Consider the following 19,637-nt stretch of genomic DNA (forward strand, 5'->3'; position numbering starts at 1 on the left):
CGAAACCCTGATCCGCTTGGCTTCGATCAACCAGATGCTCCGCCGACTCACCCGAGGCGGCCCGGCCCGCCGACCGCAACGTCGCACCTTCGACCAGCACGACTGACACCACTCTCAAACACTCACTTAGACTTCGGTGGCCAGCCGATGCGCTGGAACAATGGCTGTACGACCACTCAGGGAATGGCGCCTTCCTCCGAGATTACGGTGATATTGACCTACTGCGGATCAATTGGGATGTTGAGGCCATTTCCACGGAAGAGCTCATCGGGATGCCGACAGGGCCCTCCGATGGCGACTGCATCGACAAGTACGCGGAGAACCCCGGCCATTGGATCAGCGTCCGCCAGCATGGAGTTCACCTCGGCGTCTCCCTCTGCTGGGAGACGCACGGCACATGGAAACGTTGGCCGATCTTGATAGATCGGTCGCTTCTGGGTTTCCCAGCGACGGGGCTGCAGATCATTGAGAGAAGAACACGTATTGGCATTCTCAAAGGTCGTAGTCGCGAGGGAGCATTGGTGGCCCAAAAACATTTGGCGTGGGTCGGCCGGTCTACCAATCCGAGCGGTCACGACATTTAGGCAAAGCGACGCGGATGCCCAGGCCACGAGGAGGAACCGACACACAACTGGTTCTACGATCAGGTTTCCAGGCCGTACGGCGTCCAGAGGGATACATCTGATGCATCCAAATCCGCCCGGATGCGGAGTAGGCGTAGGGGTGCCGCCATCGGCCGTGTTCCCAGGCAGCGTCCGCGCTCACCTCGACGACGATCACCGGCTCGACCGGGATGTAGTCGAGGGGCTGGGGCCGGTCGAACTGACCAGTCCACACGGCCGGTAGCGGGTGTGGCCACGGATGCCCGCTGGTACGGTCCCCGCCACGCGGCGACGGGTAACAGCGCCCCGAGCTCCTGGCGTTGCGCCGTTGGCAGCGGGACGCTGCGGCCGACGTAGCGCAGTCGTCCGACGGAGTCGAACCTGCCGAGCAAGAGGGTGACCGGGTCGGTCAGGCCACCGACGACACCCCCCGACCACCGCCTCAGCACTGACCCGCTTTTTGATCTTAATCCAGTCCGCTCGCCCCAGCCGGTAGGTTCCCGCCAGAGCCTTGACCACCACGCCCTCGATACCGACATCCCCGCCGTGGTCGTACCAGGCGAGCGCCAGGTCCCGGTCGGTGGTCTGCGGGCACAGCGGCTGCTCAGGCGGGGCCTCAGCCAGGCGGACATCCCCGCCGACCAGGCGGCGGACTGGGCGCTGCTCGGCATCGGAGCCAGCAGAGCTCAACAGCACGTCGCAGCCGGCCAAGCGTCGGACGACGTCCGCGCCACCAAGCGCGACGCGGCGCAGCACTTCGCCGACCGGATGCCGGGTCTGACCGTCGCTGCGGAGCTGTCGAACAGGCTCCGCCTATCCGGGCCGGAGGTAGGCAGGTGACGATCCTGGCTCGCCCACCCGGCCACGTCGGCGTTTGTAGTACGGTCTGCGGTCGGCGGGCCCGGGACCACCCGCAAACGCCGGGCCCGCCGCTCCTATCCCTGTTGGGCGTCGCGCCGGTGGAGGCAGACGTGTTCACGGCGCGTAGGTGCCGATGCAGGCCCGCCGAGTACAGGCCGATGCCCAGTAAACCGATGCGTTGGCGGCAAGCGAGCAGACGGCCAAGGATCGGCAGATGGCCACCCGGCTGAAGCGCCCACACCCGGGTCTGCCATACCCGCCCGTAGATGTTTCGGTCGACGTAGGCGAGCGGGTCGCCGTGCTCCGTCGTCGCCTCCAGGGCCGTCGCGATCTCCACGTCCGGCACACACACCTGTCGCACGTGGGGCTGCCCCTGCCGTTGGCCGGGGATAGTCAGGTCGGCGATCAGCTGGGTCCAACACCACGCAGCGCCAGCCGCCGTCATAGCAGATGCGGGTCACCACCATCGCGCCATCGGGGAGGTAGAGGCGCTGACCAGCGTTCGTGGGCGGCAACGCGCTGGATGGCCACATCGTCGCCCTCATGACCGGACACAATTCGGACCCCGACGGCGGACAGGGTGCCGTCACTGCTTGGGCGCCAGCAGCCGATCGTCAAGTCCGACTACGCGCCTGTCAGGCAGACAGCCAGGATCGCGCCAGCGACCAGATACGGGCCAAATGGGAGGTGTCGCTGCTTCGGATCGCGTCGCAGCCGCATCACGGCGCTCGGCATGGCGAGGAGATACGGCAGCGTCGCACCGAGAAGCACCGCAGTCCAACCTGCGGTCCCGAGGACCAGGCCCAGCACCGCGGCCAGGCGGACGTCGCCCATCCCCATGCCACCGCCTACCAGCGCGAGTAGCAGGTACACCCCCGCCAGAGCGGAGCTGGCTGCGAGGGAGTTGACCAACATCCAAGGCTGGCGCGCAGTGCTGGCGGCCACACCGACCAATCCGGCCAGTATGGCAGCAGTGGCGAGCACAAACGGGGTCGGCAGCCTCCGCACTGTCACATCGACGCACGCCAGCAGGAGCCCAGCGCAGGCCAACAGCAGCCATGCCACCAAGAGCACGAACTCATCCACGGTCAATGGCGCAATTCGCCATGCCATGACACCTGAGGTGGCAGTGAGAAGCCCGCTGAGCAGCGGCCACGCGGGGCCAAGATTTCGCTCGCAGTTTCCGCAGCCGTTACCAAGCACAACCCAGCCCCAGAGCGCGGGTCGGAAGCGGATCCTGCAGTGCTGGCAAGCGGCCCGTGGCGGACAGCCGGCCGGTACGGCGCACCGGTAGACAAGTCGCGGCAACATCGAGCCGACACCGGCGGCAAGCACGCCGGCCGAGAAGACGACGGCTGGGAGCATCACGCTAGGGCCCCCTCTCACCAACAGACGAACGCAGAGTCACCTCAGGCTGCCCTGCTTGGTGACGGCCCGCCTGGTCGCCGGGGTCCTGGTACCGCTCGGCCCATCGGCGGAGTTCCTGCAGGAAGTCCAGGAGCAGAGGCAGGAGTTGTCGTCCGGCGGGCGTTAACTGGTACAGGCCACCCTCGCCACCGTTGGTGCGACCAACCAGCTCCCGGTCCTGGAGGCGATGCAGTGCCTCGTTGAGTGACTTCGCGCTGGGCGTGGGTCGGATCGTCTGGAAGAGGTCGGTGAAGCGCATCGGATGCTGCTGCAGCGAGGTCAGGATCTCAAGGGTCCAACGGTGCCCACAGAGTTTGACAGCAGTATAGAAGGTGTTGAATTCGTGCATGAGCCTTCCTCCGTCAGGTCGGCTGCTGCCTCGGCGGTTGCGGCTGCACACGACACCTCTGCCCATCCGATAGTGACTGGTCTGGCTCCTCCGCTGTTTCGGGCCAACCGCCGAGCGCGAAATTAAGCTCCAGGCCCATCGTCCGGACAAGCGTGTGGAGCCGTATCAGGCTCCGCTTGCGGCTTTTACCACGGCTATGTCGCGCCCTGACGATTCCTGCGGCCAGACCAGCGCTGGCGCTCTCAATCTCATTGAGGGTGCCTGTATACGGATCGTCTCGGCCTCCTGTCCCCACCGAATTACTCCTTTCCTACTGTCTAACTTGACAAGTGCCGTCGGTGCGCAACCACGCTCACCATGTGCTTCCCGGGCGTCCATCGGAACGCACCAGAGGTGCCGCCCGGTGACGTGCAGCCCCAGCTCCCAATCATCCTCAGGTCGGTCCAGTCTCCGATCATGCATCGCCGGCACCGGCAAGCGAGGTCAACGAGGGCGCATCTATCTGATCAGCACTGACAAGGTACAGTCCCCTGCCAGCCCTGTAACACGATCGATCGCATGCGCCAAAGTATGAGTAGACTAATCCCATTGGCACACATTCAGGCACGGAGGTGAGCCATCGTTTGACGGGCAACCTCCACGAGCGATCGGGCGATATCCCCATCCACCGGGGGCATCTGTCGTTTTAGTGAGATCCAGACGAGCCTCATGTAAAGGTTCCCGTCATACGTCGCTACCGCTGGCCCATCACGGTTCTCAATGTAGGCGTAGGCCGCGGCGCCCAATGCCGATATCGGCGTTAGGGTAACGTCCTCAGAATGCACACGCTGGAGATTCTCGTATACGCCCTCCGCGCTGCTGTTGTCGAAGATCATTATCTCGGCCATCGCTACACCGTGGTCCGCGCCATCGCCGAGGGCGACGCTGCATCTCATCGTCACCACGGAACTCGAGACGGTGCTGCTCTCTTGAGGATCGTCGCCCAGCCCGCCAACCTCTGCCGCGATCGGAGCCCACCACACCGCCGTACAGGGCCGGTCCACGGCCTTATAGGCACGGACCGAGCCGGGCGTTACCGAGAAGCCCACCGCGTCGGGACGCGGTTGCATGTCGGAGGTTTCCACCAGCGGCGCCCCTCCCCTGTGTGCCGCGGGCCAATAGAGGAACGCGCTACCGAGCATGGATCCGATCGCGATCGCCGCCACCAGAGCGAGGACCGCGACAGGAAACCGCCGCCGTGGTTGGCGCGTCAACTCCTGACGCACGTCCTGACCGCGAGGGGCGGAGGATGCGTCGTCGTTATCTACGAGGTTCGACATTGCCTAATCCCCTTGTCTGCTCAAGCCTTAGTGCCGACGTACGCGCCATCCGGGCATTTCCTTGTGCGCCTGTCACCCCCGGAACGGATGCGCACCTAGTCACAATCTCGGCGGCGAGGTTGACCACCGCTCGGCGAGCCGATGCACCCAGTCGCCGTACGTCAATCGGTTCGGGCCTTGCCAGCACGGGATCCCAGGGCACAGTGATGACGCTACGAACGGCATCGGTGGCTTGTTGTTCGGCGAGCCGTACCTCGCGCGGGTGGTGTGGCCGCCCAGCGACCAGAGTGAGGATGACCTGATCGACTAATGCGCTGGAGACCCGGCGGAGTTGTGTCAGTAGGCGGAGTGTGTGTTGAACGCTTTCGCGCGTCGCACGAGACACGAGGACGGGAATTTCGCAACCCGCCAACGGCGACCAAATACCTCGGACCTCGACTTGCGGCAGGTCGAGGAGAGCGATCGAGTAGACCGGGCGGATCCGCTCAACCAAGGCGTACGTCTCGTGCAGCATCGGGGCACGTCGCCCGCCCCCACCCTCGGTCGCTTCCTCCGCTGCCAGTGCGTGTAGACCAGTGGGGCCCTGCTGCACGATTCGCTCAATGGACTGTCGGTCGATCAGGGAGTCCGCGTTGTCCACGGCATCCCACACACTGCGCGGCGTTGCGGTGGAGACCCGGAGACCGAGCCCACCCCAGGTACGACCGGTGGCGTCGATGGCGATAACGGGATCAGGACAGGCGAGTGCCAGGACTCCGCCCACAGCAGCGGTGATTGCCGACCGGCCAACGCCACCGTCGGCGGATCCGACGCCGACTACGGCGCACGGCGGGCTCAGCCACGCCGAACGGAGCCACAAAATATCGGCACCATCGGATCGGAAGCGTCGTGGCACCAGCGGCATCGGCAGCCCTTCATCGACGCGGCTTGTCTGATCACCGGGACTGGCGTCGTCGAACGAACCGCACAATTCAAAGGGCGGCCGGGAGTCGTCGGGCTCGTCACCGCTTTCGGCCATAACAGTCACCTCCGGAACTCGTCATGTCGCTGCGCATGAGACGAGATATGAGTCGTGTCGGGTGCCGAGAGCAGGGCACCCGACACGACTGCGATTCCCGCGCGCACGGTCCCCCTCACAGAGGCCACTCTCGCGAGCGACCTCATCGTGCGTCTGGCAGGTTTCACGCTTCGCAATCTGCCCTATCGGATATGCCGGTGGCTAGATGACGCCTGGTGACTACGTGTGCCGGGATGTGACGCAAAGTGTCGCGTTATGCTCACCGTTTTCCCTGGTAGAAGCGCCGGATGTGATTGCGCGTCATGGGGCGGCACCTAGCCGGAGCTGGCCTTTGCCGTTACGTTCCTGTTGAGAGGCGGCGTCGAAGTTGAGCCGATGAAACTTTCCCGATGCTGTCTTAAACGGGAGATGTCATCCGCCTTCAGCAATCACAACTAGAGGAGGTCCTTGATGCAGTTACGGCCTTTTACCGGCACCTATCTCACCGACCCGGGCATCGTCTGGCGCGAGCTGTTGTCCACTCCGGAGGGGGTGCACTTCGCCGACGATCTCGGGCTGTGGTTAATCAGCCGGCACGAGCACGTGCGCCGGGCGTTCGCGGATTCGGGGGCCTTCGGCAGCACGCTCACCCTGGCCCCGGTCTACCAGATGTGTCCGGAGGCCCTGGACGTCGTCATGCGCCTGGACGTGCCGCCGACCACGGCGGCGGCGGAGCCACCAGTGCACACCCGGACCCGGCGGGCGTTGCGGGTCATCTTCGCCACCACCGGTCCCGGCGTCGCCGACGAGTACGGCCCAATCGTGCGTCGTCGCGTGGCGGAGCTCGTGTCCCGGATCGCCGACCGCCGGGACGGGACGGTCGATCTGATGCCAGAGTTCGCCGCGCTACTGCCACTGCTGGTGGTGGTGGACATCCTCGGCGTACCGGAGCTGGACGTGCCACGCATCCGGAGCTGGGCCGACGGGCAAATCGCATTGATTTGGGGCCAGCCGGATCCATCCGAGCAGGTCCGGCTGGCCCAGGGACTGCTCGACTTCTGGCACTACTGCCAAGCGCTCGTCGCGCGGCGGAGCGCCGATGGCGCCACCGGCGACGACTTTGTCAGCCGGGCACTGCGCCACCGCGCCGGCGACGACGCCGTGCTGAGCGTCGCCGAGGTGGCGAGCATGGCCTTCAACCTTCTCGTGGCCGGGCACGAGACCACCGCCGGGCTGCTCGCGCACGGCCTGGACCGGGCGTTGTCCGAGCCCGGACGCTGGCCGCGCATCGCCGCCGACCCCGACGGGGTACCAGCCTTCCTGGAAGAGGCGCTGCGGTTCGGACCGGCGATCGACGGTTGGCTGCGGGTCACCCTTCGTCCGGTGACGATCGGCGGGGTGACCATCCCGGCCGGCGGCCGATGTCTGTTGCTGATCGGGGCAGCCAACCGGGACCCGGCGGTCTTCGCCGATCCGGACCGGTTCGACCCCGCGCGCCGGGACCGGGGACACCTCTCCTTCGGGTACGGGCCACATTTCTGCATCGGCGCCGCCCTGGCCCGTCTGGAGGCCCAGATCGCCCTGGTGCGACTCGCCGAGGCGATGCCCCATCTGCGGCTCGCCCCCGGCCACCAATCGCGGTTCAAGCCCAATGTTGCCTTCCGGGCGCACCGAACGCTCCTTGTCACCCAACCGCGCTCTAGCCAGCGCACCTGATCTCCGCCGGTAGGCGGATCACCAATGACTGCGAAAGGGGTGGTCGAAACGCGCCGACAAATCTGACGACAGGACGAGAAGGAACAAGAGACGCATCGCATGTAGGGGGGAAAAACATGCGCACCAAGATCCTCGCGAGCGCAGCCGCGCTCCTCATCACGCTCAGCGGCGTTCTCGTCGCCACCGGCACTCCAGCTCAGGCTGCCAGTGCCGAATGTACCGCGCCGCTCTGGTCGGTAGGCACCCGTGGCTGCACCACCGGCACCATCTCAGCCAACTCCAGTGGTCGCTTCATCGACGTCACCTTCTGGGGCTGCAGTGGCACGAAGTGGAAGGTGTGGGACACGGGCACCGGACGGACCGTTGGCAGCGGAAAAACTCCATCGGGGGGGTACATGACCAAACGGATCGGCGGTCTTTACGGCAAGTACAAGGCACAGATCTCGACGGCCTGCTACCAAGACCAGATCAGGATCGACAACACCTGACATCCAATCCCGCGTGGGGGGGCATATGCTCGTCGCCCCGCGCGGTAGAGGCGGCGGAGCACTCAACTACTGACAGTGCTGCAACAGGTTCAGGACGGGCGGCGGTCGGGCGGCACACGCACGACCGCCGCTGTCTGTCGGACGAGGTGTCCTTCTGCTACACAACTCCGTCAGCGTCGGTGGGGCCCACGGTTGATGTGGTTCTACGGGGAGTTCGGGTGTTCGGTCTCCGAGCACAAGGCTGAAAGCTCTTCGGCAGTAAGTGGTGGCTCGCTCGGCGGTGGGTGCTTGGGTCCTAGGATCGTTTCCAGGACGATCCGCGGCGACAGTAGAGATCTCATGGGCGCGGACAGGCTGAAGACGTCGAGGAGGGCGTACGCGACGGTACGTCGGCTGGTGCCGGTCTTCATCATCCGTTCGAAGTAGCGTTGTGCGAGCCGGGCTGTGGCGGGTGGACGTCGGCCGATGGCGGACGGGTAGAGGATGTCTTGCCCGGTGGCCATCAGCCAGGCCGGCTCAACCGTTCGGGCGACCATCTGCTGAATTTTCTGGGCGGCCTCCGGGGCGTGATGATGCTTTCTCAGGCCGCCCCGCAGGGCGGCGACGCCGTGTGCGGCGACCGACATCCCTTGTCCGTAGATGGGATTGAAGGTAGCGACGGCATCGCCGAGGACGGCGAGGCCGTGGGGCCAGTGGGGCAATCTTTCATAGTAGCGCCGCCTGTTGACCGTGCTCCTGGAGCCGATGACTGGTCCAGACGGCTGGGCGGACGCGATGAGGTCACCCACGATCGGGTGGCGAACTGCGCGGGCGAACTCGACGAACCGGTCTTCGTCGGTGGTGGGTTCACCTCCCCTGGTGCCAGACAGCGTTACCAGCCACCGGTCGCCTTCGATGGGCAGCAGGGTTGCCGTCTGTCCAGGTCGTGGTTCCCGAGGGTCGGCCTGGACGTTCACGACCGGAAAGCTATGTGTCGCTGTGGCCGGGGCGCGGAAGAGTCGGGTGGCGTAGGCGAGGCCGGAGTCAACGATCTCCTCCTGGACTGCCGGTAGGCCAAGGTCGGACAGCCACTCGGGTGCGTGCGACCCGCGGCCGGTGGCGTCGACTACGAACTCGGCGTGGAGATCCTCGGTGAACTGCGTCTGCTGGTCGCGGATCCGCACGCCGGTAAGCCGGGTCGAATCACCCAGCAGTTCCAGGACGTGGGTGGTGTCGCGCACAACGATGTCCCCGGCGCTCAGGGCCTGGTCGCGGATCACCCAGTCGAGGAGATCGCGGCTGCAGGTGATGAGGAACTGCTGGCCGTCGGGGTACCGCTGGAACCATCCCTGAGCGGACATGGACACGAGGTTGCTGGGTACTCCGATGTGGTGCGCCCCGGCGGCGAGCAACCGGTCGGTCGTGCCGGGCAGCAGGTAGTCCAGTGCCCGCGCTCCTCCGGACCAGAGGAGGTGAGCATGTCGGGCCTGGGGGGTGCCTTTGCGGGCGGCTGGTCCGGTCGGCAGCCGATCACGCTCAATGAGTGTCACGGAGTATCCGTCCTCGGCCAGCACCGTCGCCGCGAGCGTGCCGGCCAGTCCTGCTCCCGCGACTACGGCATGTCTTGGTGTTTTCACGGGCAACCTTCGTCTCAGCTGAGTCAGCGGCTGTCGTGCGGGATGACGGCGTTATCAGCATGCATTCCGGTAGTGTCACCAGCGATTGAGTGCGCTGCCATAGGTAGCGTGGAGTAGGCGCGTGAGACTCTCACAAGCCAGTCAAGCTCGTCCATGCCGTCGACACCGCCGGCCGCCCGTTTATCTTCTTGTCTTGTGCCCTGAGGGAACGATTCCCCCCGTGCCTTTGCCATGATGGCGTATTTGAGACAGGTTGCTTCGATCGCAGCGTCACGGTCGGTGCCTTCCACTCCGGACCGCTGCGCATGGCGCATTGCCGTCTTGGCCACAGCCGGATTGATGTGAGGTCGTACGGCTAGGATCCCGTCACGTATCTCGGCGAGACGACGTGTGATGCGTAAATCGAGGTCCCACCAGGGCAGTTGTATCGGTGCAACGATTTGTGGAGTGGCCGCCCTGAGCCCGTTCCACAACGGAAAGAGCGCCCGGTATGACCGGAACCGGCGAATCCAACTGGAGAGCCAGGCCAAGCGGTGCCCTGCCACCGGAAACACACATCCGACAGCGAACGCGCCTGCCGCTACGACCACCAGGCCGGGAGCGACCGACGAACTGAGGAAATCTAGATCGACGCTGAACCAGCGGGCGAACACGGCGACAAGCTTGCAGATAAGGCATGCCAGGGCAAGGCTCATTGAGACGACGATCAACCGCAGCCCTCGTCGCAGCGGCGGACGGCCGGCGACCTTCGACCATTGCCATGTGGCTACCAAAATGTTGCCGTAGGCGATACTGCCGGCCACGAGATAGCAAAGGATCAACCCGGAGATGTACGGCGTCCGGGCATAGTAGGTATCGAAGTCTACCCGGCGCTCGACAGGCGCGTTCCCGAGCAGAAACAAGACGATCATCGTGATGATGACCGTGCCGTAGCCGAGCAGCCACCAGCGTGATCGACGCCAAGCCGTCGCTGGTGAGTACCGCCAGAATGCGAGGACGATTTGAATGGACGCGGCAAAGGCGACGATGAGGCAGTAGGCAAGCACGGCGGCGAAGTTGGGCACGCCCGTCCACCGGTTGACCGCAGCGATCCACGCCGGGTCCACGGCTAGCATGGTGCAGGAGCCGATCAGGAGCATGGCACACAAGGCCCGTCGGGTCGGGTTCCGGGGGTCGGCAAAGAGGTCGCCAAGCTTATAAAGGAACGCGGCAAAGACAAGGGCCGATCCGACCCACAACCCGCCGCTCATCCGCGTCCTTCGGTATCGACGCCGCGGCCGAGCGACGACTCCAGACGGTCCACGACCCCGCGCGCATGTGGCGGGATCGTCCACTCCTGCCGAGGTAGCCAACGGCTGACCCTAGCCGCCAACATCGATCCAAAGAGTTCGGCCTCCTGCTCCGCTCGTATGCGCTCGACGTCTTCTTCACCGCCCAGGTCAGTCGGTCCCGAGCCGGTGCAGTCAGTCCGGGCAGCCGCGATGCGGACCACAGCGTCAGGGCGGAGGGATGGAAACAGTGCATCCATGACGATTTCCACTGGAACTGCCGTCAGAACGTCGCCGGCTTCCATGTGCCACATTTCGTGGCCGGTGATGAGCATCTGGTGCCACGGGCTGGTGTTCTTTTCACACAGGATGTAGTACGCGTCGTTTTTGAATGCCCATACGCCGCTTATGCCGGGCGGGAAGGGGACCAGGCGGTGCCGGACGGGCCGATCTAGCCGCTGCGCCATGCGGTCACAGAGGCTGGCGATCACCTGGTGTGGCTCGGTGGGTATCGGTAGGTCAAGGTCACTGATCAAGGCGGTGCAGGCCCTACTAATGGCCCTTAGGTTCACTGAGCCGCCCCCTGTCGTGTCTCGGGCCTGCCAGATCGCGACTGTCAGCGGCATTATGCATCTGCCTCATCCTGCTCGCCCGCTCTGCCGTGATCGTCGTCATCACTTTGATCTTCATTGAGGATGTCATTGACGATCTTCGTCACTTCGGCGATCCGCTGTGGCGAGAGTGCTAGCGCGCGCATCGCGAGCATCCTGACGCCGTGATTTTCCAGTGCCTGAGCGAGAGTCGCCTCCGCATCGACCTGTCCGATCGGTTTGCTGTCGCCTAGCGCCCGCGCGAAGGTGATCTCCGCCTCTACCTGCTCGGCTGTCAGTTCGTCCACAAAGTACGAGATCTTCCGCAGGCCGAAGAAGTCGGCTAATCCAACTAGCAACTCGCGAGATGGGTTGCTCTTCGTACCCTTTCGGATCGCAGACAGGTACGCGCCGCCTACCCGTACGGAGGGCTGGGAGGCTCGGATGGCCGCAGCGACCTCCTCGTTGGTGTACATCCGTCCATTGCGTCCCTCCGGACGGATGACGTCGAACAGACGTTCCACTCTGACGGCAAGCCGGCTGTTCGACACCGCGCACCACCTCAGACCTCGCCCGCAGGATGATCACGCATCGTGAAATCGTCTCAACTATGTGTTGAACATCGACAGTGTCGAGTCTAGACTCGGCCAGCGAAGAACTCAACTGTCAGTTGAACCCTCGTCGTGGCACTGGCGGGAGGCGCTGGGGGGCGTCTCCTCGATACCGGCATTCGGGCGAGGCTCGGCCTAGCACCCCTGGGGGGAGGGGCTTGGTGCGTTTCCAGTGCGACCACAGACGCGGGCGAGCGTCGGTACGGTGATCAGCACAGTCACCAACAAATCCCAACCTTCGTCCGTTTGGATGGTGGGTCACCAGTGGCATAGGTAAAGCCAGCACGGCTGCGTCGCCATCTTCGGTGAACGGTTCCTACATCGCGACCTCAGCAGGAGGCATGCCGAGGTCTCTACCAGAGCTTCAAGGACGGCGATTATGACATCCTTACCGAGGGGCAGATCCGCGCAGGCGGCCGGTGCGACTATTCGACGAGCACGTCTACAGCGCCGCTGGACTCAACTCAGGCTGGCCTACGAACATTACCGTGTCGCGAGGACCTACGGGCTGAAGCCACCCGACGTCGGGTCGCTGAGGTCCATGATCTCCCGCTGGGAGAAGGGTCACAGAGACCCGGATGAGATCAATCGACGAGTCTTGTGTGAGGCCCTGGGAATTCCTTTGGCGGATCTCCGTTTGCCTATCGACACCGACATTCCCTGGCCCCCGTGAGAGCCGATTGAGGTCAAGGCCGAGGTGCCGGACCTGTTCGGCCGTCAGCGCAGGTGTGCCGACGAGGGCGGTGAGCGCTTCGTGCGCCAGGATCACGTCGACGCGCAGAGGGAGGCGGCGGTGCAGCATCGCTCGACGGCCCAGTCGGAGGCTGCCGCTCGTAACGCATCTTCTGCAGCATGGGTGTGCTGTCGAAGATCGCTTTGGTCCAGCATGGCGTGGACGAGCACATTTGACCCACTCCGGAACTCACTCCTCGATCTGGATGGCCCCAGCCGTCTGCGCGGGGTCGCTGTCTTCGCTTTCGTGGCTCCGCGTCCACTCGACGCCGGCCGGCCGGTCGCCGGTCGCCATGTACTCCCCAATGGCGCGCCGGGCGGTCGCGACGCTCACCCGAGCCAGCGCGGCGGGCACCGTGACCAGGCCCCGGTCCGGGGACTCCAGGACGACAATGGGCCCGGCCGCCGCGAGCTCCACCGCGTGGGTGCCGTCGGGGACCCACCGCATCGCCGCCCGCCCCACCTCGAGGTCCACGTCGATTCGCAGCTCCGGCTGACTGCCGGTCCGCCCGGCCCAGAGTGTCTGACCCGATCCACCATGGATCATGATTGATTCGGTCTGCTCGTCGAACCACTCCACTGCCTCGATCGGGTCGAACAGCTTCACCTGGTGACCGTGGTAGTCCCACCCAGACACCGGGACCGTCGGTCGGCTCCCGCCGGCCGAGGTCGTCGCAAGCCGGGAAGGACAGCTGGTCGCAGTCATCTCAATGGGCCCTGGAAGGCGAAACTGCCCTCGATCAGATTGTGGTCCGACCACCCGTCGGCGCGGTCCAGGCCGGATGGCGGGTGTACCTGGTAGGTCATCGGGACCAGCGAGTCGGGGTCGGTGGTGAGGATGAAGTCGATGATCTGGTTGCCGCCAGCGGCATCTTCCCGATTGGTCGTCGGCCGGTACGCCTGGTGATTTGGTGTACCGGTGAGCCAGGCGAGGTCAGAGGCGGCGTGGAAGCCGCAGCCATCGACCCGCTCGCCGTGCTCTTCGGACCAGGCGCCGATGAGATGGTCGACCGCTTCGGTCTGGTCGACCCAGATGCCGTCTTCGCGCCTGCGGGCTTTCTGATGCCGGGCGCGGTAGCCCGCCAAATCCCAGTCCCGCCGGGGGTAGGAGGGGCCGGAGGCGGTGGAGTTCAGGTCGCCCATCACGAGCACCGGCAACCGGTGCCGGCCGTACCGGTCGATGCGTTCGGCTTGCCGCAGTCTGCTGGCGCCGGAGCGCGGATCCCAGTGCTCAACGAGGACGCCGAACTGGACGCCGGTGGCGCGGACGCGGAACTCGGCCAAGCCACGCTTGTCGTCGTGAGTGGGATACCCGTTGTCGTTGTACCAGCTGGTGAGGTCGAGCACGGTCGGGTCGTAGAGCAGGGCGGGTTCGATGGGGCCGCGTTCTCGCCATCCCAGGTGCCCGACGTACGGGCGGTCGAGCTGGCGGCCAAGAGCAGCGGTGGCAGAGAGGAGCCCCCGGTTGCCGTCGCGGCCCCACTCCTTCGCCTCGCAGAGAGCCACCAGCGCCGGCACCCGATGCACGTGCTCGAAGGCTCGGCAGAGCTTGTCGAGGGCAAAAGTGCCGTCGGGCTGCAGCCCGCCACCCTCAAAGTTGAACAGCGCCACGGATATCGGACTCACAGTCCGCCTTTCTGTGCTGTCTGGCCGGGGGGTGACGCCGGCCCGTCTCGTCGGGGGGTGACGCCGAGACGGGCCGGCTGCTTGAGGACTAGCGGAAGCTGGTCCAGTTGAAGGCGCGGCCGGCGGCCGATGACCTGGCGTCATCGGCCCGGGTCGCGGCTGGCGGCACCGTCCAGGTCCGGGTGACCTCGGCGAGCCACGACCGGAAGTGGGTCAGGTCGGTGTAGATCGTGGGCTTCAGGCCGCAGACCGGGTCTGTTTCCCGGCTACCGCTGCCGACCACCGCCCACTGTCGGCCCGCCAGGCGGCGCAGTGCGGGACCGCCGCTGTCGCCGTAGCAGGCGCCGCTGATACCCCCGGGGCTGTCGACGCACAGCTCGCCGGGGCTGATCCCGCCCGCCGCACAGCGATCGGCCAGCAGAATCCTGGTGTCGAGTTGCTGCAACGTAGTCGGGAGGGGACCTTCGCCCGAGGGTGTTGTCGCTCCCCAGCCGAGGATCCGGATCCCGTCCGCGCTGGCGCTCGTCTGGTCAACGGGGAATGGTCGACTCCAGACAGGCGCGTTCAGACGCAGCACGGCGATGTCGGCGACCTCGTCGCCGCCGGAACCCCAGTCCCACTGCTGGTGCGGAAGGATCTGCCGAACCTTTCGGACCGCGCCGCCGGCCAGACGGTCCGTCGAGGCGATCCGGATGGTGTAAAGGCCCGGATCTTTCGGCGTCGCGTTGGCGAGGGTGACGCAGTGGGCGTTGACGGCGACCGCGAACGGGTGGATCAGGATCGCAGTGCAGGTGTGGTACTCAGGGTCGCCGTCTTTGGTGATCCGCAGCGACGCTATTCCGGGGTACGCCTGGGCTGCGTCGCCACCCCCGACGATCAACGGCGCGACGGTCTCGGGTGTCACCTGACCGTCCGGCGCTGCTACCGCGACCGGTGTGGCGACGAGGCTGGCGAGCAGTACCGCGACGGCGGCAGCGCTCAACGTCTTGATGGGCAGTTTCAACGGGTACCTTTCCGATCCGATGTTCCGCCAGCGCGGGTGCGCTGGGCTCGCCGCGCTTCTTGCGGCGAAGTCTCTGAGGCGGTCAGGTGCAGGACAGCGTGGGTGTGGTGGTGGCCGATGTCCTGCCGGAGGTGGGGTACAGGCGGCAGGCGGTACAGCTCTATAACCGCCAGGTACGCCGAGCCCGATAGGACCGGCGGGCAGGCCTTCGACAGCTCGTACGCCAGCAGTAGGCAGTGCCCCGCCAGAAGGTGTCGTAGCTGCTGCACTGCCACCTGGGTGCTGGCGACCGCCCAGGACGCCAGGCGTTCGATGATCACCGCTCCTAGCGTCCGCGCCGCAATGGCCCGTGCTGCCATCGCCGCACCGACACCGGGATGATCCATCGTCGTCGGGCGTTGGCGTGGGGGTGCGGCCGGCCCGCCGCGGGGGGATGGGCGGGCCGGCCGCTGGCCGGCGCGAGAGTCCGCCGGCCGAGGGTGAGGTTTCGGTATTCCTGGCGGACCGCCGGTTCGGCCAGTCCGGGCCGTCGGTGCGACCCGGACTGGATAGGTTGTGTCGATCTACGTGGGGCCACGAGGGCTGGCGCCTGTCGCGGTGATGTGCCGTGCCGGGCTGTTGCGACGACTCACCAGATGGCGAGGTTGCGCTGGTGCCACCGACAATCCTGGTGTCGACATCGGGCCGCGTGGTGTTGGCAGAGAGAAGCGGCCCACGTGGGAAAGGGGCGTTGTCCTGGGTCATCGCGGTGTTGATATCCGCTCGTGATAGGCGTCGGATTTGGGCTGCAGGGCGCGGGCTGACCGGTGCGGTCGCGGTGTGTCGCCGGGCAGGGTTGGTTGGAGCGGTGCCGGTGATCATGCGACGGACTCACTCGCCTGTAGTGCGGTGGCGACTTGCGGCCGGGGGCGGCGCCGGCCTGGCGCGGTGAGACGGGTGGTGGCGACAAGGTCGGCAACGAACGCGTCGACTTGGACTCGGGTCTTGCCGGGCATGCAGACCAGGTGCGCCCGGCCGTCGGACACCGGGAGGGGCCATCGGCGTAGCAGCGCGTCCGGTGGTGGGTCGAGCACGACGGTGAAGGCCAAGGGGTGCCGCCAGGCGCGCCATCCGATCCCGGTGAGGCGTTGCACGGTGTGTTGGGCGAGGTCACGTGATTGATCGGCACGGCGGCGTAGGCCGTCCCATCCCCAGGTCTGCAGTGCCCACCAGAGCATGAGGGGGGCATGTCCGGATCGGGAGCCGGTGACGGTGGTGTCGTGGCTGCCGATGTAGTCAACGTGGCGGGCGGTGCCGGCCCGGGCACTGTCGCGGACGATCAGTACGGCGCAGGGCAGGGGCGTGCCGAGGAACTTGTGGCCGGACACGACGAGGCTGTCCGCTCCGTTGCTGAAGTCGAAGCCCGGGCGGTCGGCCGGGTTCATCAGCCCGAGCGGGATGCCGGCGAGCGCCGCGTCGGCGTGGATCCACCGCTGGTCCCGGGCCACGCGGGCGGTGTCGAGTGCCTGGTGGATGCGGGTTACGTCGTCGATGGCCTCGGTCATGGTGGTGCCGATCGTGGCGACCACGACCACGGCCGGCGGCCGGCGTTTTCGGGCGCGCCGCGCCCGTACCTGGGTGGCGAGGCTGTCGTAGTCGAGTTCGTCGCGGTCGTTGACCGGCACGGTGATCAGGGGCATACGGAGCATGTCGGCCAGCCGGGCGACGCCGTAGTGGGCGGCTGCGGAGCAGACCACGACGGTGTCAGGGTGTCGGGTGCGGGCCATCCAGAGTGCGCAATGGGTGCCTTCGGTCGAGCCGGTGGTGGTGTAGCCCCACCGGTCGGCCAGCGGTGCGCGGAACAGGTCGGCGAACGCCTCGACGACGTCGCGCTCGAACGTCTTGGTGTGCTTGCCGTACGGCCCGGCCGGGCCGTACGGGTCGCCGACGTTGTTCAGCAGCGTCCGCAGCAGCGGTCCCAGGTCGCCGATGTCCAGGTCGGCCGCGTCGGGGAATCCGAGGTTGGTGGTGGTCTGCCTGGACAGGGCGGTCAGCAGTTGGTGCAGGCGTTCCATCGCCAACATGTCCGGTCGCCGTCCCGGCGGCGCTGCCGTCTCGAGCGGGAGCACGTGCTCCATCAGGCGCCCCCGGCCACCGCGCGGTGCAGGTCGGCGAGCCGCCGAAATACGTCGATGACTCCCTGCCGGCCGAGTGGGTCCTGCGCGTCGACGAGATCCTCGACGCTGCTGGCGAAGCTCCAGAGCAGCGGTGCGGGATCCATCGCCGTGGTGAGGGTTTGCGTGCTGCGGATGCGGACCTCGTCGTACTGGACGCGGGCCCCGCGGTCGACGAGCAGGCTGGTGCCGTCGTCCAGGTAGGCGATAGCCCGGCCGGGCACGTCGGTCACCCCGTCCGCGGTGCGCTGGATCTGCGGCCAGGTTGCCCAGCGGCTGTCGAGGCTGGAGACGCCCACCCCGAGGTGCCGGGCCTGTGGTGACAGGTCGTCGCGGCGATCGGTCATGGTCGTGTAGGGGTCGCCGCCCTGCTGACGAAGCGTGAACGCCTGGTGGGCCACCTCGTAGAGCAGCCGGGGCAGTTCGGCGGGGGCGTCGGCGAGCAGGAACAGCCGGGTTCCTGTGCGCAGGGTGTAGAGGGGTTGTCTGGGGTCGGGCTCGTAGTAGAGAAACGCCAGGCCGAACGGGCACAGCGGGTCCGCGTATCGGCGGTCCCACGCGTGCTGGGCATGCATGGCGTTCATTGCCCGCAGCCGGCGCACGACCTGGCTGCGCAGATCTGCTGCGGCGGCCTGCTGCGCCGGGTCGTACCGCAGGTCATGCGGTGGCAGGTGTGGGGGCTCGGGCTGAACGGTCTCCGGCGGCGGTAACGCGTACAAGCGCCGCGCCGGCCGATCGGGCGCCGCCGAGGCATGCTGGTACGGCGATCCAGCGGGTGAGGGTTCGGCGGCTGCGTGCCCGGCGTGGGTGGGCCACGTCGTGGACGTGTCGAGAGGCGCGCGGTGCGGTGCGGCAAACGGCGCCGTAGCGGCGTCAGACATGGAGATCCGCCAATCGTGGCTCGGGATGCGTCAAGGGATTCGGGCGGCCGTGGCCGATGCCCCGGTAGGTTTCCGGCTGGCTGCGCCGCAACCTGCTCGCCCACAGCAGGCCGGCGGCGATGGTCAGCAGGACGGCGCCAGGGAGGAGGTACGCCATCGGAGTGCCGGGTGTGATCCCCAGCAGCGAGGACTGGTTCGTCGCCGACACGATCACGATCGCGGTGCCGGCGATCGTGCCGAGGACCGGCCCGATGCCGCGTACCCATATCGATTCGGCACGGCCCCTACCCCGTCTGAAGAACACGACGGCGGCGATCGAGACGAGGACCAGCAGGGACATCAGGCCGAGCGCGGCGCCAGCGGACAGCCAGGTGAACAGCACGCCGAGCGGGTCGGCGTCGGCGAGCATGAATCCGCCCACCACCAGCGCGGCCGTCACGGACTGCAGCAGTGACCCGCCGATCGGCGCGCCGGCCCGGGCGCCGGTACCGACCAGGCTCAGCCCGTGCGGCAGGACCCGCTCGCGAGCCATCGCGAAGACGTGCCGTGAGATGGTGCTGTGGAACGACAGCAGCGCGATCAAAACGCTGGTGACCAGCAGCATCGTGGCGAACAGGCTCAATCCGCCACCGTAGGCGCCGTCGAGGATCGTGAACGGCAGCCCGGCGTCCGGGTCCTGAGCCACGTCGATCACGCGGTCTGCGCCGACGGCGACCGGCACCGCCCAGGCCGACAACGCGTAGAACGCGGGCAGGGCCAGCAGCGCGCCGATGGTCGCGCTCCGCACGCTGTGGTTGGTCTTCGCTTCCTCGCCGTAGGCCGCACCGATGTCGATGCCGATCAGTGCCGCGACCCCGAAGGCCACCAACCCGCCGAGACCGCTGGTCCAGATCGCGGCGATGCTCCACGGGGCGAGGGTGATGCTGCCGTCGGCGGGGTGGGTGAACGCGGCGAGGATGAACGTGCCGATCATGGCTAGCTCGGCGATGAGCACCACCGCCACGATCCACGTGCTGAGCACGACGTTGAGCACACCGGCGGTACCGACGATCAGCCACGCCGCGAACGCCCACCACTTCCACGAGCCGCCCGCCAAAGTCGCGACTGTCGCGCCGAAGAGGCCGTAGAGGCTCGTCTGGATCGCGGTGTAGCTGACCAGGGCGAGCGCGCCGCCGACCAGGCCCCACCGTGGGCCCAGCCCGTGCGCCAGCATCGCGTAGCCGGGAGCTGCGTGCGGCACGTGCCGGCTCATCGCCACGTAGCCAACCATCAGCAGGCTGACCGCGATGCCCACCAGCAGGAACGCCGCCGGCACGCCGAGCGCGCCGCTGGCGTACATCGCCACGATGCCCCCGGCGAGCACCGCCATCGGGGACGAGGCCCCGACCTGCAGCAGCCAGAGAGCTCCGCCGGTCATC

18 protein-coding genes are annotated in these 19,637 nt (G+C 66.7%); 3 read left to right on the forward strand and 15 right to left on the reverse strand.

Going from position 1 to position 19,637, the window contains the following annotated elements:
- Positions 1-1,148 precede the first annotated feature (1,148 nt).
- Complete coding sequence (locus I0C86_RS27710) at positions 1,149-1,442, forward strand: hypothetical protein (protein ID WP_196204241.1); 294 nt, start codon at positions 1,149-1,151, stop codon at positions 1,440-1,442.
- A 645-nt stretch (positions 1,443-2,087) separates the two neighbouring features.
- On the opposite strand, the gene I0C86_RS27715 is transcribed toward I0C86_RS27710, so the two are convergent.
- The 4 genes from I0C86_RS27715 to I0C86_RS27730 form a co-directional block, all read right to left on the reverse strand.
- Complete coding sequence (locus tag I0C86_RS27715; RefSeq protein WP_230394901.1) at positions 2,088-2,576, reverse strand: prepilin peptidase; 489 nt, start codon at positions 2,574-2,576, stop codon at positions 2,088-2,090.
- A 256-nt stretch (positions 2,577-2,832) separates the two neighbouring features.
- Positions 2,833-3,219, reverse strand: a complete 387-nt coding sequence (locus I0C86_RS27720) for a winged helix-turn-helix transcriptional regulator (RefSeq protein ID WP_230394902.1) — start codon at positions 3,217-3,219, stop codon at positions 2,833-2,835.
- 599 nt (positions 3,220-3,818) lie between these two features.
- Positions 3,819-4,538 carry a hypothetical protein gene (locus I0C86_RS27725; protein WP_196204243.1) on the reverse strand — a complete coding sequence of 240 codons (720 nt, stop codon included), beginning with the start codon at positions 4,536-4,538 and terminating at the stop codon, positions 3,819-3,821.
- On the reverse strand, positions 4,519-5,556 hold the full coding sequence (locus tag I0C86_RS27730; RefSeq protein WP_196204244.1) for a MinD/ParA family ATP-binding protein: 1,038 nt from the start codon (positions 5,554-5,556) through the stop codon (positions 4,519-4,521). The genes I0C86_RS27725 and I0C86_RS27730 overlap by 20 nt, the downstream gene beginning before the upstream one ends.
- A gap of 450 nt (positions 5,557-6,006) precedes the next feature.
- Here I0C86_RS27730 and I0C86_RS27735 point away from each other — a divergent pair, with 450 nt between their 5' ends.
- Both I0C86_RS27735 and I0C86_RS27740 read left to right on the forward strand, forming a co-directional pair.
- Positions 6,007-7,251, forward strand: coding sequence for a cytochrome P450 (locus I0C86_RS27735; RefSeq protein ID WP_196204245.1), 1,245 nt, complete (start codon positions 6,007-6,009; stop codon positions 7,249-7,251).
- Between the two features lie 116 nt (positions 7,252-7,367).
- Positions 7,368-7,739: a hypothetical protein gene (locus I0C86_RS27740; RefSeq protein WP_196204246.1), complete on the forward strand. Its 372-nt coding sequence runs from the start codon at positions 7,368-7,370 to the stop codon at positions 7,737-7,739.
- 203 nt (positions 7,740-7,942) lie between these two features.
- On the opposite strand, the gene I0C86_RS27745 is transcribed toward I0C86_RS27740, so the two are convergent.
- From I0C86_RS27745 to I0C86_RS27790, 11 genes are all read right to left on the reverse strand, one after another.
- Positions 7,943-9,355 (reverse strand): FAD-dependent oxidoreductase, encoded by a 1,413-nt coding sequence (locus I0C86_RS27745; protein ID WP_196204284.1) that lies wholly within the window; start codon positions 9,353-9,355, stop codon positions 7,943-7,945.
- A 23-nt stretch (positions 9,356-9,378) separates the two neighbouring features.
- Positions 9,379-10,605, reverse strand: coding sequence for an MAB_1171c family putative transporter (locus tag I0C86_RS27750; protein WP_196204247.1), 1,227 nt, complete (start codon positions 10,603-10,605; stop codon positions 9,379-9,381).
- Entirely contained in the window at positions 10,602-11,114 is a 513-nt protein-coding gene (locus I0C86_RS27755) for a hypothetical protein (RefSeq protein ID WP_196204248.1), read from the reverse strand. Before I0C86_RS27755 ends, I0C86_RS27750 begins: the two co-directional genes overlap by 4 nt.
- Positions 11,115-11,248: 134 nt before the next feature.
- Positions 11,249-11,764, reverse strand: coding sequence for a hypothetical protein (locus I0C86_RS27760; protein ID WP_196204249.1), 516 nt, complete (start codon positions 11,762-11,764; stop codon positions 11,249-11,251).
- Between the two features lie 502 nt (positions 11,765-12,266).
- Positions 12,267-12,641 carry a Scr1 family TA system antitoxin-like transcriptional regulator gene (locus tag I0C86_RS45580; RefSeq protein WP_407676359.1) on the reverse strand — a complete coding sequence of 125 codons (375 nt, stop codon included), beginning with the start codon at positions 12,639-12,641 and terminating at the stop codon, positions 12,267-12,269.
- Positions 12,642-12,746: 105 nt separating this feature from the next.
- A complete protein-coding gene (locus tag I0C86_RS27765; RefSeq protein WP_196204250.1) occupies positions 12,747-13,163 on the reverse strand; it encodes an Imm1 family immunity protein in 417 nt (138 codons plus the stop codon).
- A 95-nt stretch (positions 13,164-13,258) separates the two neighbouring features.
- Complete coding sequence (locus tag I0C86_RS27770; protein WP_196204251.1) at positions 13,259-14,167, reverse strand: endonuclease/exonuclease/phosphatase family protein; 909 nt, start codon at positions 14,165-14,167, stop codon at positions 13,259-13,261.
- 103 nt (positions 14,168-14,270) lie between these two features.
- Positions 14,271-15,185 carry a S1 family peptidase gene (locus I0C86_RS27775; RefSeq protein WP_196204252.1) on the reverse strand — a complete coding sequence of 305 codons (915 nt, stop codon included), beginning with the start codon at positions 15,183-15,185 and terminating at the stop codon, positions 14,271-14,273.
- 857 nt (positions 15,186-16,042) lie between these two features.
- A complete protein-coding gene (locus I0C86_RS27780; RefSeq protein ID WP_196204253.1) occupies positions 16,043-17,302 on the reverse strand; it encodes a histidine decarboxylase in 1,260 nt (419 codons plus the stop codon).
- Entirely contained in the window at positions 17,302-18,057 is a 756-nt protein-coding gene (locus I0C86_RS27785) for a hypothetical protein (protein WP_196204254.1), read from the reverse strand. Before I0C86_RS27785 ends, I0C86_RS27780 begins: the two co-directional genes overlap by 1 nt.
- Positions 18,058-18,211: 154 nt before the next feature.
- Positions 18,212-19,636 (reverse strand): APC family permease, encoded by a 1,425-nt coding sequence (locus I0C86_RS27790; RefSeq protein ID WP_196204255.1) that lies wholly within the window; start codon positions 19,634-19,636, stop codon positions 18,212-18,214.
- Position 19,637: the final 1 nt, after the last annotated feature.

It is taken from the genome of Plantactinospora alkalitolerans, from assembly GCF_015690345.1.
In the GTDB taxonomy this organism is placed as follows: domain Bacteria; phylum Actinomycetota; class Actinomycetes; order Mycobacteriales; family Micromonosporaceae; genus Plantactinospora; species Plantactinospora alkalitolerans.

Bases quoted from the DNA above. Each gene is read 5' to 3' on its own strand.
- I0C86_RS27735 (WP_196204245.1), top strand. From the start codon at position 6,007: ATGCAGTTACGGCCTTTTACCGGCACCTATCTCACCGACCCGGGCATC.
- I0C86_RS27780 (WP_196204253.1), bottom strand. From the start codon at position 17,302: ATGGAGCACGTGCTCCCGCTCGAGACGGCAGCGCCGCCGGGACGGCGA.
- I0C86_RS27720 (WP_230394902.1), bottom strand. From the start codon at position 3,219: ATGCACGAATTCAACACCTTCTATACTGCTGTCAAACTCTGTGGGCAC.
- I0C86_RS27740 (WP_196204246.1), top strand. From the start codon at position 7,368: ATGCGCACCAAGATCCTCGCGAGCGCAGCCGCGCTCCTCATCACGCTC.
- I0C86_RS27725 (WP_196204243.1), bottom strand. From the start codon at position 4,538: ATGTCGAACCTCGTAGATAACGACGACGCATCCTCCGCCCCTCGCGGT.
- I0C86_RS27730 (WP_196204244.1), bottom strand. From the start codon at position 5,556: ATGGCCGAAAGCGGTGACGAGCCCGACGACTCCCGGCCGCCCTTTGAA.
- I0C86_RS27790 (WP_196204255.1), bottom strand. From the start codon at position 19,636: ATGACCGGCGGAGCTCTCTGGCTGCTGCAGGTCGGGGCCTCGTCCCCG.
- I0C86_RS27715 (WP_230394901.1), bottom strand. From the start codon at position 2,576: ATGGCATGGCGAATTGCGCCATTGACCGTGGATGAGTTCGTGCTCTTG.
- I0C86_RS27750 (WP_196204247.1), bottom strand. From the start codon at position 10,605: ATGAGCGGCGGGTTGTGGGTCGGATCGGCCCTTGTCTTTGCCGCGTTC.